Source organism: Dyadobacter sp. CY323 (genome assembly GCF_021390245.1).
GTDB lineage: Bacteria > Bacteroidota > Bacteroidia > Cytophagales > Spirosomataceae > Dyadobacter.
Window position 1 is genome coordinate 456,788 of record NZ_JAJUXH010000002.1, and the last position, 18,431, is coordinate 475,218.

The 18,431-nt window shown below is 46.0% G+C and carries 13 protein-coding genes; 5 read left to right on the top strand and 8 right to left on the bottom strand.

The features are described 5' to 3' along the window. Positions 1-329: 329 nt before the first annotated feature. From LZG72_RS05330 to LZG72_RS05350, 5 genes are all read left to right on the top strand, one after another. Positions 330-1,421, top strand: a complete 1,092-nt coding sequence (locus tag LZG72_RS05330) for a Gfo/Idh/MocA family protein (protein ID WP_233868475.1) — start codon at positions 330-332, stop codon at positions 1,419-1,421. A 541-nt stretch (positions 1,422-1,962) separates the two neighbouring features. Then, complete coding sequence (locus LZG72_RS05335; protein WP_233868478.1) at positions 1,963-5,202, top strand: TonB-dependent receptor; 3,240 nt, start codon at positions 1,963-1,965, stop codon at positions 5,200-5,202. A 38-nt stretch (positions 5,203-5,240) separates the two neighbouring features. Next, complete coding sequence (locus tag LZG72_RS05340) at positions 5,241-6,821, top strand: RagB/SusD family nutrient uptake outer membrane protein (protein WP_233868481.1); 1,581 nt, start codon at positions 5,241-5,243, stop codon at positions 6,819-6,821. Positions 6,822-6,970: 149 nt separating this feature from the next. Further along, positions 6,971-8,974: a sialate O-acetylesterase gene (locus tag LZG72_RS05345; protein ID WP_233868483.1), complete on the top strand. Its 2,004-nt coding sequence runs from the start codon at positions 6,971-6,973 to the stop codon at positions 8,972-8,974. 93 nt (positions 8,975-9,067) lie between these two features. Continuing rightward, the gene (locus LZG72_RS05350; RefSeq protein WP_233868486.1) at positions 9,068-10,081 is read left to right on the top strand and encodes a two-component regulator propeller domain-containing protein; all 1,014 of its coding nucleotides are present in this window, start codon (positions 9,068-9,070) and stop codon (positions 10,079-10,081) included. Between the two features lie 138 nt (positions 10,082-10,219). Here LZG72_RS05350 and LZG72_RS05355 read toward each other — a convergent pair whose 3' ends face one another. From LZG72_RS05355 to LZG72_RS05390, 8 genes are all read right to left on the bottom strand, one after another. Next, the gene (locus LZG72_RS05355; protein ID WP_233868488.1) at positions 10,220-10,999 is read right to left on the bottom strand and encodes a TIGR00266 family protein; all 780 of its coding nucleotides are present in this window, start codon (positions 10,997-10,999) and stop codon (positions 10,220-10,222) included. Positions 11,000-11,049: 50 nt separating this feature from the next. Then, positions 11,050-11,316 (bottom strand): hypothetical protein, encoded by a 267-nt coding sequence (locus LZG72_RS05360; RefSeq protein WP_233868897.1) that lies wholly within the window; start codon positions 11,314-11,316, stop codon positions 11,050-11,052. Positions 11,317-11,416: 100 nt separating this feature from the next. Then, on the bottom strand, positions 11,417-12,967 hold the full coding sequence (gene gltX, locus LZG72_RS05365) for a glutamate--tRNA ligase (RefSeq protein WP_233868490.1): 1,551 nt from the start codon (positions 12,965-12,967) through the stop codon (positions 11,417-11,419). A 191-nt stretch (positions 12,968-13,158) separates the two neighbouring features. After that, a complete protein-coding gene (locus LZG72_RS05370) occupies positions 13,159-13,527 on the bottom strand; it encodes a Rid family detoxifying hydrolase (RefSeq protein WP_233868493.1) in 369 nt (122 codons plus the stop codon). Positions 13,528-13,580: 53 nt separating this feature from the next. Beyond that, entirely contained in the window at positions 13,581-14,099 is a 519-nt protein-coding gene (locus LZG72_RS05375; protein ID WP_233868496.1) for an acyl-CoA thioesterase, read from the bottom strand. Between the two features lie 17 nt (positions 14,100-14,116). Beyond that, a complete protein-coding gene (locus LZG72_RS05380) occupies positions 14,117-14,959 on the bottom strand; it encodes an outer membrane beta-barrel protein (protein WP_233868499.1) in 843 nt (280 codons plus the stop codon). A 167-nt stretch (positions 14,960-15,126) separates the two neighbouring features. Beyond that, positions 15,127-15,825, bottom strand: coding sequence for a GIN domain-containing protein (locus LZG72_RS05385; protein WP_233868502.1), 699 nt, complete (start codon positions 15,823-15,825; stop codon positions 15,127-15,129). A 65-nt stretch (positions 15,826-15,890) separates the two neighbouring features. Then, positions 15,891-18,425: a PspC domain-containing protein gene (locus tag LZG72_RS05390; RefSeq protein WP_233868505.1), complete on the bottom strand. Its 2,535-nt coding sequence runs from the start codon at positions 18,423-18,425 to the stop codon at positions 15,891-15,893. Positions 18,426-18,431 lie beyond the last annotated feature (6 nt).

Below are 18,431 nucleotides of genomic sequence, written 5' to 3' on the forward strand. Positions count from 1 at the left end.
GGGTTTGAAATCGTCCTGAGCTGTGATTTTTAATGAAAAAAGGAAAATAAAGGCAAGAGCTTGCCCAAGCACAATACGCAGTCGCCCGCGATGAGGAAAAAATGAAAACATACAACAAAAATAGGTGAGGGGTAAGAAGTCATGCATTATCGCACCGATATTCCTATTTTCAAAAAGTTTTTATCAACCTTCGAATATTTTTTTTCACTCAGAAACGGATATCTGCCAAAACAGATTAAAATCCCTATTTTTGACACAAAGCAAGATTTTTATTTGTTCCGTAATCATCTATTCCTGCTAACCTGGAATCTTTAACATTAACAAGTACTATGTCATCTTTTGAAAATGAGAGCCCGATTCGGGTATTGGTGGTCGGCTGCGGCAACATGGGCGCATCACACGCATTCGCGTATCAGCTTCTGGACGGTTTTGAGATCTGCGGAATCGTTTCTACCGGAAAAAGCAAAGAAGTTTTGAATGAAAAACTGGGAGGCGGCTACAGCCTTTTCAGCGATTACGACGTTGCGCTGGCCGAAACCAAGCCTGATGCCGTTTGTATCTCTACCTATCCGGATACCCATGAAGAATTTGCTGTAAAAGCATTGGAAAGTGGCGCACATGTATTCATAGAAAAACCACTGGCCGATACCGTAGACGGTGCAAAACGTGTGGTGGAAGCCGCAGTGAAAGCGGGTAAAAAAGTGGTTGTCGGCTACATTCTGCGCGTTCATCCGTCCTGGGAGCGTTTCGTCGCAGAAGCTCAAAATCTGGGCAAACCACTCGTTATGCGCATGAACCTGAACCAGCAGAGCCACGGATATATGTGGGGCGTGCATCGCAACCTCATGAAAAGCCTCAGCCCGATCGTGGATTGCGGCGTGCATTACATTGACGTAATGTGTCAGATGACGCGTTCAAAACCACTTCGCGTGAATGCGATCGGAGCGAGAATGACGGAAGACATTCCCGCAGGAAACTACAATTATGGTCAATTGCAGATTTGGTTCGAGGATGGTTCGGTAGGCTGGTATGAAGCTGGCTGGGGACCGATGATCAGTGAAACTGCATTTTTTGTAAAAGATGTGATCGGGCCGAAAGGTTCTGCTTCCATCGTGGCAAAAGATGCGGGTGGTAGCGGAAAGTCGTCATCCGTCGAGGCTCATACCAAGACTGAGTCAATTCGTATACATCATGCAGAGCTGAATGACAAGGATGAATTCGTACATGAGGATACCTGGATCAATCTTGAAGACGAGCCTGACCACCAGGAATTGTGCAACCGCGAGCAACGTTATTTCCTCAATGCGATCAAGGAAAACGTAGACCTTACCGATCATTTGCAGGATGCTGTCATGAGCCTTTCCATTGCATTTGCCTGCGATGAATCTGTCCGCACCGGACGGACTGTCGACCTGGCGTAAGCTGTTTTTAAACCCCATTGGTTTGTAGTAAAGCCCCTAGCGAACGATCGCCAGGGGCTTTTTTATGCCAGACTGCTGATGGTCAGGCAGTTTAAAGGAGATTAAGCAAATGTTAAGCAAAATGAATGCAAACGTTTGCACAGATAATTATATTTTTTTGGAGCTATTTTTAGGCGGATTATTGTTAAAAATTATAATATTGCAAGGCCTTTTTAAGGCTTTATAAAAACAACTTCTCTGACACTCGTATATTCTTATACCAATTATCGTGTTAATTACGGATCCGAAAAGCTTTCATATCCCTAAAAAAAAGTAACACAGCTCACAGCTTGTTAAAGTAACCAACTGAAAAAACATCTTAATGCCAACCTAAGTCAGGCCTCAGTGTGGGTCAAAATCAATGTAATTAAATAAATATTAAATATCATTATTTTACTTTATTTCAAACCTTAAACTACATCATATGACAAGAAGATGACTCAATCGAATTTTCAAAAAGTTTACTATGCATGAGAAAAATTTTACTACTAACCGACCTTAAATGAAAAATACCGATACCAATCAATGGTTGCTTCGCATGCGGGGCATCCGAAATTCCCTTTTACTCCTGCCCGTGCTAACCTACTCTTATGCGGCAGTTGCGAGTAATAAGATTGACTCTGAGGCTACCGTCCTGCGGGTAGATAAAACAGTGAAAGGAAAAGTTACAGACAAGGATAATAACGAAGGATTGCCGGGTGTAAACGTAGTTGTAAAAGGTACCAGCGTAGGTACCACCACGGACGGAACCGGTAATTATACGCTTTCGGTGCCCGAAAATGGCGCCACATTGGTTTTCAGTTTTGTGGGTTACCTGGGTCAGGAGGTTGAGGTGGGAAACCGCACAGTTTTGGACCTGGCGCTATCTTCCGATTCGAAAGCACTTAGTGAAGTAGTCGTAATCGGATACGGTACAGCCAAGAAATCAGATTTAACAGGATCTGTTGGTTCCGTCAAGGAAGACCAGCTAAGAGAGCGGCCAGCTCCTTCCTTAAACCAGGCTCTTCAGGGTAAAGTCTCCGGGGTGCAGGTAAACGTAAACTCTGGCCGCCCGGGCGGACGCGGTAACGTTCGTATCCGTGGTTTCAGCTCGATCAACGCATCAAACAACCCGTTGTATGTGGTGGATGGTGTAATGCTTCCGCAAGGAAACCAAAACCAGCAAAGCCAGGCGATCGATTACATTAACCCGAACGATATCGTATCCGTGGAAGTGTTGAAGGACGCGTCTTCGACAGCAATCTATGGTGCCAGAGGTGCCAACGGTGTAATCCTTGTTACAACCAAAAAAGGAAAAGCAGGAGAAGGTGTGATCACGTACAATGTGGATCTGAGCGTTCCTACTGCCGGCCCGAAAAGAGCCAAGGTGCTCAATGCGCAGCAATATCTGGACGTAGAGGACCTTTCCTATGCAAACATGGCTATTTATGACCCGACCGGATGGGCTGCCGGGAGCTATGCCTCTCACAATCCTCAGGTACGCCGTGCAGCGTTGCAGGCGGCACACCCGGATATCTTTACGGTATCAACCAATCCTGACGGTACAAAGAAATATACACCGAACTACGATACGGATTGGTTCAGGGAAGCCACTCAGAACAAGCTTTCACAAAATCACCAGCTCGGGATAAGCGGCGGAAACAACAAAACAACCTACGCGCTCTCGCTCAATTACCGCGATGATCAGGGGTTATTAAAAACTTCTTACCTGAAACGCTATGCAACCCGTTTCAGCATTGATGATCAGGTGAAAAAATGGCTTAGAATCGGTGCTACATTAAGCTACAACAACCAGGCAGAAAACCTTGTCGATATCAGTGATGCCGTACCGCGCCAGATGGTGGAAGATTTTCCGTTCCTTCCTGTAAAATACCCGGATGGTACTTACGCCAATAACCGGGATTATCCTGGTGCTGAAGGTGCTTTCAGTTCCGTTCACCGTTTAATGGGTCGCAAATTCAACCTGAATACTCAGACTACACTTGGAAGTTTGTATTCTAACATTACCCTCGCCCCCGGTCTTGAAATGCGTTCAGTGCTTGGTATCAATGTTGTGCAGCAGGAAGTAAACCAGTCGGAAACAAGAACACTCCGGATTGGGGAAGGCGGCACGGCCAGCAAGGACAACCGTAAAGAGACGTTCTGGTCGTTTGAAAACTACCTGACTTACAACAAAACCTTCGGAGGGATCCATGCCATTAACGCATTATTGGGTATTTCATGGCAGGAAACGAATATCACGTCAAGCAGTGCAAGCGTCCGTAACTTCTCAACGGATTACTTCACTTTCAATAACCTTGGCGCAGGTGCCACGCTTCCGGGAGTCGGTTCAGGCGCATCACGTTTCGCGTTCAACTCTTATTTTGGTCGTGTGAACTATACACTGATGGATAAATATCTTTTCACTGTAACGGGACGTGCTGATGGATCGTCTAAATTCGGAGATAACCACAAGTTTGCATTCTTCCCTTCTGCGGCACTTGCCTGGAAAGTTTCTGACGAAGAATTCCTGAAAGCCAACTCATTCATTTCCAACCTGAAAATCAGGACGAGTTACGGTTTGACAGGTAACTCTGAAATCCCATCCTACTCATCGCTCTCACTTTTGAGCTCTGGCTACGCGACCGTTTACGGCGATACGAGGGTTGGTGGAACAGGTATCAACAGGCTTGCTAACCCGGACTTGAGATGGGAAAAAACAGCACAGACTGATGCTGGTCTCGAGATCAGCTTCCTGAAAGGCAGGATTTCGGTTGAAGCGGATTATTATTACAGAAAAACCACGGATATGCTTCTGGATGCACCGGTTCCACGTTCCAGCGGTTATGCTGTAATCCGTAAAAACATTGGGTCGATGGAGAACAAGGGTGTGGAGCTAGCCCTGAACACAACCAACATCGAAAGAGGAAATTTCAGCTGGAACACCACCTTCAACATTTCCTTCAACCAAAGTAAAGTATTGTCCCTTGCAACACCTTCGGACATCTTCAATGTAGGTGGACCAGGTATTACCAACCCAACCAGCGTGATCCGTATCGGACAACCCGCCGGGGCTTTCTGGGGACTTACGCGCCTGGGAACATGGAGTGAATCTGAAAGAGACCAAGCTGCCAAGTTCACAACCTATCGCGGTGCATTTAAAATGTTGCCTGGTGATATCAAATACAAAGACGTTAACAACGATGGCGCAATTACCGATAAAGATCGCAGCATCATCGGAAATGGCAGCCCGAAAGGCTGGGGAACACTTGCCAACACAGTACGTTACGGCAATTTTGACCTTACCCTTGACCTGCAGTTCACTTATGGAAATGACGTAATGGACATGAACCTGCACGCAAGTGAGGACCGTGTTTCACTTGCCAACAGCTACACGACCGTGTTAAACGCGTGGACTCCTTCGAACCAGAATACACCTATTGCAGCGCTGCGTGATACTAAAGCAGGTTATGTAACCAACGTGGATACGCACTGGATTTTCGACGGTTCGTTCATTCGTGGCAGAAACCTGTTGCTGGGATACAATTTCCCATCAGAAATGGTGAACAAAATCAAGCTAAGCAAACTGAGACTATATGTTTCAGCACAGAACTTCTTTTTGCTAACCAAGTATCCTCATGGGGATCCGGAAATGACACCCCTTCGCGGTGGAGACGGAGACAACGTATTTTCACAAGGTATGATCTGGCATGGCTATCCTAAACCAACCACTTACCTGGCTGGTCTGCAGATCGCGTTTTAATGAACAGGTTGACATCGTTACATAAACAGACATTTACTATGAAGTTATATCATTTGAAAAATTTAGTAAAGGCTATGCTTTGCGGTGCTATTGTGCTTGGCCCAACGAGTTGCTCCGACTTTCTGGACGAACAAGATCCAGTGAACCTTACACCTGAGAGTTTTTACACCATTCCCGACCACGCAGAGGCGGCTATTGCAGCCACGTATCAAGGGTTGCGTTTTTACGGTGACGGCGCAGGTATCTTCTCCGCTAACTGGCAGATGCTGGAAGCGGTAACAGGAACCGCGTCGACACAAACGGGACAGAATTCGGATTTGAACAACCTTTATTCGTTGACTTACGACGGCAACACTGGACATATCGTTAACTGGTGGAATGGTCTCTACCGTCTGATAGCGAATGCAAACCTGGCCCTGGATAAGATCCCGACCATTGAATACAAGGCACCGGCAACCGAGGCTCAGAGAACAAAACTCCTTGGAGAAGCCGCCTTTCTGCGCGCCTGGGGTTACTTTAATTTGGTAAGACTTTGGGGAGACGTTCCCCTGGTGACCAAGCCTCAAACTGCTACATCCGAGGACTTCTACGCAACGCGGGCTCCTCAGGAACAGGTATACCAATTGATCGTGGAGGATTTGCAAAAAGCAGAAGCAGCTGGACTGCCGCTGACGGATGTGACCGGTCGCGCGAGCCAAATGGCGGTGAAGGCACTGCTTTCAAAAGTATATCTGACGATGGCAGGATTTCCGCTGAGTAAAGGCGCCGCCTATTACAAGCTTGCTGCCGATAAATCTCTTGAAGTCATTACCTATGCGAAAGCGAATCCAGCTGTCGTAAATCTTTTCCCTACTTATAAGGAATTGCATCAGGAAAACCTTAAAAATAGAGTTGAGCATTTATTCCAGATTCAGTATAATGCTGCTGCGACAGGTGTTGGCGGCTTTCCTTTGAACGATTACTTTCCAAACTTCAAGGCTGTAACTTATGCAGGTGCTGGTGGAACGGGTAGTACTGTTCCGACGCTTTCGTTTTACAATTCCTATGAGCAGGGAGATTTGCGTACGAAAAACCAGGAGGGCTGGTTCTACACCTCGTATTATATCAATGGTACCGGAGCAGAATTCAGCTTAGATGCTCCTTATGTCTTCAAATACTTCAACATCGCTGCATTGGGCGGGCCTGGCAACACCCCTACCAAGCTCAACAACCTGAATGTGAACCTGATCCGTTATGCGGAAGTACTGCTGATCTATGCGGAAGCGCAGAATGAAGTTGGTGGCCCCAATCAGGAAGCTTATGACGCTTACAAAAAGATTCGTGACCGCGCCAAACTTACGACACCTGCACTGGGAACTTTCTCTGCGGCGACCTTCCGTGAGGCTGTATGGAGAGAACGCTGGTATGAATTCGCTTATGAAGGTATCACCTGGTTCGACATGGTTCGCCTGCGTAAGGTGTTCAACGAAAAAACCAAAGGGTTTGACAACTTCGTAGGTCACGTTAACCTGAACATCAGTACAGGTGCAACCTTGCAGGAGAAGCATTTGCTATTCCCGATAGGTGTACAGGAACTGCTTAACAACCCAGGCCTAAAAAATCAGAACCCTGGTTATTAAGCATTTGAATTAATGGAGAGAGCCGGCCCGGGCGCAAATCAAGCGTCGGGCCGGCTCTCTTTTTGTTTTAAGTTGCTGCTCTTCCCTATTCGAATCAATTTTCGTTTAAATTCAATCGTTAAAGAGATTCTGACAAAGAAATCGTGAACATGGTGAAATGGTTGCAAATTCTGTTCTTTCTGATCACCGGCCCCGCCGGCCTTTATGCCCAGTTGAACATAACATCACCGGTTAACAACCAGGTCATGCAACGTAATCTGGTTGGTACTGCCATCATTCCGGTTACCGGATATGCATACTTTCCCTATGCCCGCGTCACCGCTTTCCTTACTCCCATCGAAGGAAATAGTCATTCACCAAAACAATGGTCATTTGATCAGGATCAGGTTCTGCAAGGATTTCTTAGTACCGCCATGCGGGCGGAAACAGGTTGGTACCAATTAAAACTGATTGGATATTCGGACGAAGGTATTACAGATTCGGTTGTAGTACCGCGTGTGGGTGTGGGCGAGGTATTCATAGTTACCGGCAATTCCAATGCAATGGGCTTGCCCGGATTGGGATCCAAAGACGCTTCGAGGAATGTCGTTTCTTTTAATGCAATTAATAAAACCCTGAACAACGAAAATATCACAGTCGCGCCGGACGCTCCGATGCCTGCACCCAGATTCACAATTCTTCAGAAAGACAATTACATTTTCCCAAATGGTGAAACTTCCTGGTACTGGGGCGAGCTCGGCGATATGCTTTCAAAACGGTGGAATGCGCCTGTTTTGTTTTTCAATGCAGCCTGGGCGGCGGCCAACTCCGAGAATTACCGGGATGCTGCTACCGGCAAAGACGCCTACAACCTGTATGTCGGAAAATTCTGGCCAAACCGGCAACCTTACAGCAACATCGTAAATACCATGCGCTACCTCACTTCCTGGACGGGAAGTCGCGCGGTACTTTGGTCGCATGGCGAAAATGATGCGCAGCTCAGTTTTAAAGAGGAAGATTATTTCAACCACATTCGCACCCTGATCGAGAATAGCCGGAGAGATTCGGGTTATAACATCCCCTGGGTCATTGCCAGGAATTCAGCCAGCAATACGCTTAAAGACCCTTATTTGCCTGTAATCAATGCGCAAAACCGGCTTTTGGCCATTCAGAATTTTAATACATTTAAAGGACCGGATCTCGACACCATTCAAATTCCGCGACCGGTATCGGGGCATTTTGAAAATGTGACCGGAGGAATGCAGGGATTGACATTGGCCGCCAGCGCATGGAGCCGGAGCCTGGCCGATTCTGTTGTAAACAAAATTTCCCCCATTCAGCCGGAATATTTCATTCACACAGGTGTTACGCCGGCCAGACTTTACCCGGGCGCGTCATTTTCACTTCCCTTTGAGATCACAGGTAAGATCCCCGGCACCGTTACAATGCATGCAGAACTGCTTGATAAGTCAGGCGACTTTGTAGCAAACGCGGGTTCGGGAACGCATAGCCCTCTGTCCATTACCATACCCCTTAACATTCCAAATGGCGATTACAGGATCCGTCTCACCGCTGCTAACCCGGTACTTCCCGGAAGTGTATCGGGCGAATTTTATGTAAATGGCAACTACAAAAACATGGAACATGTCAATACCATAGCAGCCAGGATCGAAGATCAAAACATATATGTGTCGTGGTTGCTTTCTGCTGATCCGGAATTGAAAAAAATGACGCTTCAAAAGACAACCGACGGAATCAACCATACTGATCTGAAGAGTTTTGAAGGCGTCGGAATAGTTTCACGGGTAAATGGTTACAAGGATCTTAACCCCGGGGAAGGAACCATTTTTTACCGGCTACAAATGGAGCATTTAAATGGTAACACGAGCTATTCGACCATTGTAACGATTTTTTTGAATGGGGCCCCGCAGGACCTGCTCGTGTTTCCGAACCCGGTGATTAATCAACAGTTTTATCTAAAGGCGGAAACCGGTAATGCAATCCAATGTATGCTTTTTGATATGAGAGGAAATGAGCATCCTATCTATGTTTCTGATCGCGAAGCGATTGGACTGATCACCGTGCGACCGGTGCACTATTTGCCATCTGGTATTTACATTTTAAAAATCGTTACGGAGACGGGAGCCAGTACGCAAAGGGTACTTTTCAAATAATTCTATTACATTCAAAATTTTACAAAAATATTACAACGGGCTGGAAACTAACCGTGTCTGTAATACACTGCCACTCTAAACTCTGTCTTTAACATGATAAAAAAAGTACTACTCCTCTGGCTCTTCACGCTCGTGCTGGTTTCCTGTAAAAAAAATGATTCAGCGGAAGTCATACCGGAAGGCCGTGAGCTTTCCAATATCATATTAAGGGACTATTTCATAACAAGCATTGCTTTTGATAAAAAAGGCAATGCCTGGCTGGGAACACTTGAACAGGGATTGATCAAATACGATGGTAAAACTGCTAAAATCTTCGATTCTTCCAATTCTGTCATTACAGGCGCAGCTATTCGGGATATTGAGGTCGATAAGGCTGATAATGTCTGGATCGGCAGCGATGATCTACTCAAATATGATGGAACAAAATTCTCAAGATATGAGGCCAAGCAATTTGGCTTCCCCAAAAACGCTGTTCGTTCCATTGCAATCGATGCGAACGAAAACATCTGGTTCTCTTGCAGCAGTTATCGATCAGGCGGATTGGTAAAATATGATGGGTCCACATTTAAAACCTTCAATGTGGCAAATTCAAAACTGCCGGGAAATATGGTGGAAAGTATCGTTGTCGACAAGTCCAATTACGTTTGGGTGGCGATGAACGACGGCGTTGCAGATGTCTCGCTAGCCAGGATCGGCCCGGATAACACCATTTCGGTTGTCGGCTCGAAGGAGCTCGGTTTTACTCCTTACTATTTCAGCAATATTGTTGTGAACAAAGACAATGAATTACTTGCATCGATCAGTTATGGCCTATCCAGCACAATAGCACCCGGAAGGCCACAGATCTTTAAGTTCAATGGGAGTAAGGCACAGATTGTGAACCTACCCGACGACAACACGCTCATATACAGCACGCATTGCATCTTTTCAGATAAAAACGGTAATCTCTGGGCGTCGTTTTCCGGAGTTGATAAAGAATGCGGGATTTTTAATGGCAAAGATTGGACATTCCCTAAGTTAGGTACAAGCGGAATTTTTGTATTCGCAGAAAACCCCAATGGTGAAATCTGGCTGGGAACAGGCGAAGGGCTTTACATTTTGAAATAAACATTGAACTTTTAATTGTCACATTTAGCATTTTGTCACATTGAGCGCAGTCGAAATGCGGCATGCTGCACCTTGTTTCGACTGCGCTCAACATGACAATGTTATCTCAACATGACAAGTTGTTCATGTTGACTATTTTTAATCTTCAAACATCCGGCCCAGTCCGCCGATGACGGAACCGCTTTCTTTTCTGGAATTTGGTCCGCCGACAGCTAACCGTTGGATTAGTTTGGAGATCGGCATCGACTGAACCCAGCAGCGGCCGGTTCCGCGCAACGTAGCGAGGAACATTCCTTCGCCTCCGAACACCATCGATTTCAAGCCTCCTGAACGTTGAATGTCAAAGCTCAGCGATTGCTCGAATGCTACGACGCAACCTGTATCCACGCGCAAAGTATCATTGTTCAGCTGCTTTTCCATTACCACACCTCCGGCATGAACGAACGCCATTCCGTCGCCTTTTATTTTTTGCAGGATAAAACCTTCGCCCCCAAATAATCCCGATCCGAAACGCTGGTTAAAGTGGATCTTCATGCTTGTGCCCATGGCCGCGCACAAAAAACCATCTTTCTGCACGATCAGCTCATTTCCATAAATTTTAGAAAGGTCAATAGGCATTACGGTTCCCGGATAAGGTGCTGCAAAAGCCACTTTTTTCTTTCCCACTCCGCGGTTTGTAAAATGGGTCATAAACAGCGATTCTCCCGTGATCAGACGGGTTCCGGCCTGGAAGATCTTGCCCATAATGCTTTGGTTCGCCTCGGAACCGTCGCCCATTTTGGTTTCAAACTGAATGCCATCCTCCATAAACAACATGGCGCCGGCTTCTGCGATTACAGTTTCATTCGGATCAAGCTCAATCTCGACGACCTGGATATCGTCTCCAATAATCTTGTAATCAATTTCGTGTGAGATCATTTTTCGTAAAGGTTAAATGGATTTGTTTTATGAAATTTCATTCATTCCGGCTACTCCTCTTCTCCCTCCTCCTCCTCTTCTTCTTCGGATGTTTTCTTTTTGGATTTCTTCGTCTTCCTTCCCGGAATATCCTCCCGGTCGCGAAGCTTTTTGTCATCCACATTTTTATTCAAAAACTCATTGATACGGTCCATATCAAAGCTGGTGGTGATCTCACCGAATGAGTTGATCTGAATATCGAAACCGTCCAGGTCTTTGTGGACACGCGGTTTCTCAGGAGCAGGTTTTGAAGCGTCGGTTGGTTTCTTTTTAGCCATTTTATTGATAGCGACCCGAGCCGCTTTTTTCAATGTTTACGAAAATATGTAAATGATCTCTCTTTTCTCAAAACAAATTGATCACGCGGTGATAATACAATTATGCCAGTCGGATTTGCGCTGACAAGCGGTTTAATGCATTTTCAAGCCTCTGTATTACTTTGTCTTTTCCGAGAATTTCCATGATGATCATCAGATCGGGCCCGGCGCCGGCGCCGGTTACTGCCAGCCTCAGTGCCTGCATGATCTTACTCATTTTAATGCCGTGCGATTCCATGGTTGCGGAGATCAATTCCTTCACATCATGTGCATTGAAATCACCTGAAAAAGCCGCGAATGCATCTTTTAAATGCGAAACCGCATTGACCGCTTCTTCATTCCACTTTTTCAATGCAACCTCCGGATCATAATTTTCAGGTGCGCTAAACAAAAAGAGCGATTCACTGATAATTTCCTTAGTAAAATGAACACGGTCTTTCAGCAAATGGACAATCTGCGAAAGCTGCTCGTCCGTCACGTCAATGCCTTTTTCAGCATAAAATGGTTTCAATTCCGCAATAACAGCCGCATCATCAAGTTGTTTCAAATATTGCTGATTGAACCAGTTTGCTTTTTGAATATCGAACCTTGCACCCGCCTTATGAACGCGCTCCAAACTGAAATTACTGATCAGTTCATCCATAGTAAACAACTCCTGCTCAGTACCTGAGTTCCAACCTAATAATGCAAGGAAATTGGCCGTTGCAGCAGGCAGATAACCTTCTTCACGGAATCCTCTGGCTTTGTCTCCTGAAACAGGATCCGTCCATTCCAATGGGAAAATCGGAAACCCGCCGAGGTCCGCATCGCGTTTTGACAACTTACCGTTTCCGTCTGGCTTAAGTAGTAAAGGTAAATGCGCAAACTGCGGCATGGTACTTTCCCAGCCCAGGTAACGATAAAGCAAAACGTGCAATGGAGCCGATGGAAGCCATTCTTCTCCGCGGATCACATGGGTAATTCCCATCAAATGATCATCCACGATATTGGCCAAATGGTAAGTCGGCATTCCATCGGATTTCAAAAGGACCTTGTCGTCGATCTGGGAAGAATGCACCACCACCCAGCCACGGATCAGGTCATTGAAACGGACCTCTTCTTTCGGCATAATCTTCATCCGGATCACGTAAGGTTCGCCACTTTCGAGCCGCGCCTTTGTTTCTTCTTTTGATAAAGTCAGCGAATTTGTCATTTCCATGCGTGTAATGGCATTATACTGCACAGCCGCAACTTTGGCAGCTTCCATTCGCTTGCGCATTTCGTCCAGCTGCTCGGTCGTGTCAAATGCATAGTAAGCCTTGCCGTCTTCAATCAGCTTTTCGGCATACCCGCGGTACATTTCTTTCCGGTCCGACTGGCGGTAGGGTGCGTGCGGGCCGCCTTGTTGCGGGCCTTCGTCGATTTCAATTCCCAGCCATTCCAGTGCTTCAAGAATGTACGCTTCCGCTCCGGGAACGAAGCGATTTTGATCTGTATCTTCAATGCGAAGTAACATCTGGCCTCCCTGCTGACGTGCAAACAGATAGTTATACAAAGCAGTACGTACACCGCCAGCATGCAGCGGGCCGGTGGGACTGGGGGCAAATCTTACTCGAACGGGTGTTTTGGACATTATTATGGGTACTTGAATATTGAATTTGTCATGTTTTAGTCATTGGTGGTCATTTGTTGTCATTAATAGTCATTTTTTGTCAAAAGTTGTTTTATCGTTTCAATTCATCCCATCAAACAAATCCGAACCATCTCGAACAGCAAATGACTACTCTTGACTATAAATGACCATCAATGACCATAATTAAAGCATCACTCCACCGCAATAACCGATATCTCCACATTCACATCTTTTGGCAACCTTGCAACCTGAACGGTTTCACGGGCGGGAGGATCTTTTGGAAAAAAACTTCCGTAAACTTCATTCACCGCAGCGAAATCATTCATGTCTTTCAGGAAAATACTGGCTTTTACGACATTAGTAAAACCTAGCTTTGCGGCTCCGAGAATATGTCCGATGTTTTGCATAACGAGCCCGGTTTCGGCTTTTATGTCTCCCGACTTGGAAGCTTCGGCTGCAATTTGTCCCGAGACATAAACGGTTCCATTTATTTTAACAGCCTGACTGTAAGGCCCGATTGCGGCAGGCGCTTTATCTGAAAATATAATTTCTTTTGGCATAGTAATAAAGGATTGAGGCGGTAAAATTACCAAATAATGGTATGCACAATGACTTATGCTACCTGAAAAAGCGCTTTTAACTCCGTTGCATCGGCAGGACTCATGCGGCCAGCCAGTACGAGCCGCAACTGGCGGCGTCGGAGTGCGCTCAAATGCAGTTCCTTCTCCTCATCCGTCTCGGGTTGCAAAGCAGGAACTTCAATGGGCCGACCGTTTTGATCGACGGCTACGAATGTATAAAATGCGCGATTCGTACTCACGCGCTGCCCGGCAGGTATATCTTCCGCCCATACTTCGAGAAAAACCTCCATCGACGAGTTAAATGCCCGGGTCACCTTCGCGCGCATTGTTACAATATTGCCCAGGCGGATAGGTTCTGTGAAGGAGACATTATCTACGGAAGCCGTGACTACAATGCGGTTTGAATGCTTTTGAGCAGAAATGGCTGCACAAATATCCATCCAATGCAAAAGCCTCCCGCCCATTAGATTGTTGAGAGTATTGGTATCGTTGGGAAGCACCATTTCGGTCATGGTCACTTCGGATTGATGTGGCTGCTTTGGTTTTAACATATTTGTGGTTTGAGATCTCAAAATTTAGGGCAGCGTGTCTTTTTTCTTTCCAGAGCCTGCGTTCGGTTTCCGATGTGGTAAGTAACTCTTGCCTGTAAAAACAGATAGCTGTCTTTGCTTTGCGCGCTTCCCCGGTTCCATCCGGGCTGGCGGGGTTGTTCTCCGATTTCAGGGGAACGATCGGAAAGTCTCCTTGCCAGATCGCCGGGCAACTGGTCCGGATTGGGATAAACCGTACTGACATCATCCAGGTAGTCGGAATTGACAAAATTGTTACACAGCTCAACACCGAGGCTCAATCGATTTGTTGTTTTGAATGAAACACCGATTCCCCCGGTTAATACAAGTGGCAACCGGCTGTACTTAATGCCTTCGGTTGTCAACGGGGCCAGGCTGTACCATTGATCGTCCATTTTCGCTTTTGGATTAAGTAATGTAAAACCGATGCCCCCAAATAGGTAGGGATTAATGGGTGCCTGGCGATTAAATGAGAACAAATCGGCCTGAATGCCCAGGTTAAGATCTGGATTGAATGTCTTGAATGAAAGATTGTTTTGAAAATTCTTCGAGTATCTCTGGTCAGCAGAAACCTGGTAAAACCGGAGTTCTCCCCGGGCGCTCACATGTTCCGTCAGCCTGTAAAGTCCGCCAAGTGAAATGGATGGACCGAGACCCAGATGTTTCATATTCACGCCGTCGGCCAGATCTCCCATATAATAGGCTACTCCCAGGCCGGCGGTAACACTTACGACGCCAAAAGGATTGATGTATCTGTTACCAAATTTGGATTTCCCCTGCCCAAAACTGTTTTCGGATAGCCCGAGCACCAACACGATCAGCACTGTAAATTTCCATTTCATAACTTCCCTCCACCTTAGTCCGTTGAATGTCGCAAGTTGTAAAAGAAACTGATTTATCCCAAATTGTCTGCATATTCCGATGGTACTGCCCTATTAACAACATCAACATAAAAAAACCGCCTCGGAAGATCTGAGACGGTTTTTAATGCTACAAAATCGGCTGAACCTCAATCTGCTCTCTTCACAGAACTCGCACCTGAGGTACTTGAATGAATATCTTTGGCGCCACCTGAGTAGCGAATGCTGCTGGCACCACTGGCTTCCGCATTGACAGTTGCGCTCGCGACGACCGCCGCGCTGCTTGCCCCGGAAGCATCGATGTTGGCCACTTTTGCAGAAAATTCTTTTCCTTTGAATGACGATGCTCCGCTCACTTCACCGGTTAAAACATCGCCCCTGCCCACAAGTGTGAGTGAAGACGCTCCGGATAAGTCAAATGTGATTTTAGGCGCATTGCTGGAAATCATTACGGAAGATGCTCCGGATACTTCCACATCCAGGTTTTTGGTTGCAGGAAAATTCGCGACGGTAGCTTTGCTCGCTCCCGAAAAATCTACGGCTTCCAGCGATGGCATTGTAATGTTGACAGTTACCATTTTGCGGTTTTTATTCCAGCCATTGCTTTTGTAGCCGAGATGTAAAGTGCCGCCTTTTACGGATGCTTCGATATCTTTCAGGTCTTCTTCGCGGCCGGAGGTGGTCACGCTGTAACCGCTGCCTTGTTTCACGTCTATTTTAAAAGCGCTGCCCATTGACAATTTGTTGAAACCCGATGCGGAGAAATTCCTTGTATCCTGCGCGTTAATATTGAAAGAAAAAGCCGCCAGAATGATCGTAATGGCACTAAAAATAAATTTTTTTTTCATGATATTCTTGATTTGGTCTTGCCTCAAAGATGACGTAAAATTTACGAAAGTTGCACGTCACTTATTTATTCCTGCACATTAATTTTACTTATTCCGCTTGCGTGACGGTCCAGGTTCGGGATTCTTCCCAATTCGATCTTGGATGCTCCCGAAGCTTCTACGTCTGCTTTCTCAATGTTCATTTCGGTTGCCTGCAATTTACAGGCACCATGTACATCAATGTTCGCGGATTTGGCCGAGCCTTTTAATGTCGCTTTCGATGCTCCGGATATACCCACCGTCAGTTGCTCGGTATTTACATTGATCTCCGATTTCGAAGCGCCGGTAATGTCTACATTTAACTTTGGCAAAGCCCCGAAACCACTTACAAGTGTTTTATTGGCACCTGACAAAGAAATCCCCTCAATGGTAGGCATGGTAATGACAAGTCCAACTCTCTTATTTTCAAATAGATTGAACTCACTGGACCTTTTAACTTTCAAAGTCCCTTCTTCCACATACACTTTAATGTCGTCAATTGCATTCTCATCATCCGAATCCGCAGTCACGTTGTATTCATTTCCCTGGCGAACTACGATCGAATAGGCTCCTCCAATTTCAATTTTTCTGAAATCGGTCGCTGTGAATTGTTTGCTGTAACTCCCTTTCTGACCTAAATTAAGATCGCTGTCATCGTCAATATCAAATGAATATTCCGCATTATCATTGTTCTCATCCTCATTTTCGCTCGCTAAGAACCTTGCAGGTATGTTCGTACAAACCAGGCCGGAATCGCGACGGATTACCCAGGACAAGCTGTTCCACTGAACTTCATTGTTATCAAGGTGATATTTGTTCATGTTCGGATAGCTTCCATCCCAGTGACTCAGAGAGAAGTAAAAGTCTCGGGTCATGATAAACGGCTTGTTATAAGGAATGTTTAAAACCAGATCGATCCGCTGATCACGAAATGGACCTTTGCCAGCCAAAATCGGGCCTTCTGTGAAAGATAAGGTTGAATCCTTTAACGTCAGATCATACTGTAACATGGCGGCATTCCTTTCCGCATCTTCGCGGCTGCGGCCTCTTGCAAAAAGTGTTTTTTCAAGCTTAATGCTGTCTGATGCGTTATAACCTGCGATTCGAAGATCGATATCTACATTCTCATCGTCGTAGGTACGTTCAAAATCCAGGGTTAACGTTCCTGCCGGAACTTTATAAAACTCGGTTTGCTCCACTTCGCCGCGTTTTGCGAAATTCCTTTGATAGGAAACGCCCCCGATCGTACTTCCGATGATGCCCACTATCCACAATCCGAGCATGGTCAGCCAGACCGTGCCACCTACGATCCTTTTATTGGAAAGCAATGTGAGCCCGAGCAAAAGGAACGTGGCAAGAGGAACTGCGGCAACGAGTATACCCGAAAATATGAGGATGCCGGGTAATTCCTGCAATATCAAAAATGGCGCGGGCAGGTTGTCAAATTGCGATGCATTAGTCAGCCCGGTAGCTACGCCACCTGCGATTACCAATGCAATCAATGAAATGGCGGACATCGCAATCAGAAATGCCCCGATCAGTATCCTAAGAATAGGTCCGAGGCCTTTCAATAACTTCCCCACAGCTGTAATGATCAATGCAATGGCGCGGAAAGGGAAAAGCAACACCTTGGTAAGCACATGCTCCTCGCCGGTTTTTTCATCCAGGTTCAAACTTTGCTTGATATTCGATTCGATATTGGAAAGCGTAATTGGCTCTCCCTGCATTTCCATTTTTTCAGTCAATGTATTCGCCGACGGCGCGATTACCCACAAAACAATGTAAATGAGAATGCCGGTACCGAAAAGCAAAATGGAAAGCACCCAAAGGAAACGCACAACGCCCAAATCAACCCCAAAATAGGATGATACCCCTGCGGCGACCCCACCTACAACTTTACGATCGGGATTGCGATAGAACTTCTTGATTTTAGTATCTTCTTCGAGGACAGTCGAACCCGGAAATGCAACCCACATGGCGATGTAAACCAATACCATGAAACCGGAAAGCGGCCCGAATTCATCTTCCATATTCAAACCCATCATTCCCGAACCAGCAGGCAAGCCTACCACTGCAAAAAGGAACGCAAGTCTTACCCAAATCGGGTCCACGGTAAAGTAATGCGCTAAACCAGCCGCAACACCACCGAGTAATTTTCTTCGTAAGTCGCGGTAAAGCTTTCTTGGCGTTGCCGGTGTTACAGGCTCGGTAACGGGTGGAATGTAAGATGAAGAGAATGAAGGCTCTTCTTTTGATGCAGAAGTGTGCGGAGATGCCGACGTCAATGGATCCGCCAATATATCCTCAGCTTGTTCGATCGCCTCAAAATCTGCAACGGTACCCATTGCCAAAATGAGCTCATCTACATCTGAAAGCGATATAACCTGCTTGCTTTCAGCTTTTTGCTTATTTATAAATCGTTCCGCAATCCTACCTTCAATGTCGGATACGATTTCTTTACTGTCCGCAAAGGATGAAAAGTATTTTTGTATCGAATTAAGGTAGCCTTTCAATTTCTCGTACCCGTCTTCCTCAATGTGAAAGATGATACCACCTATATTAATGCTGATTGTCTTTTTCATGATTGA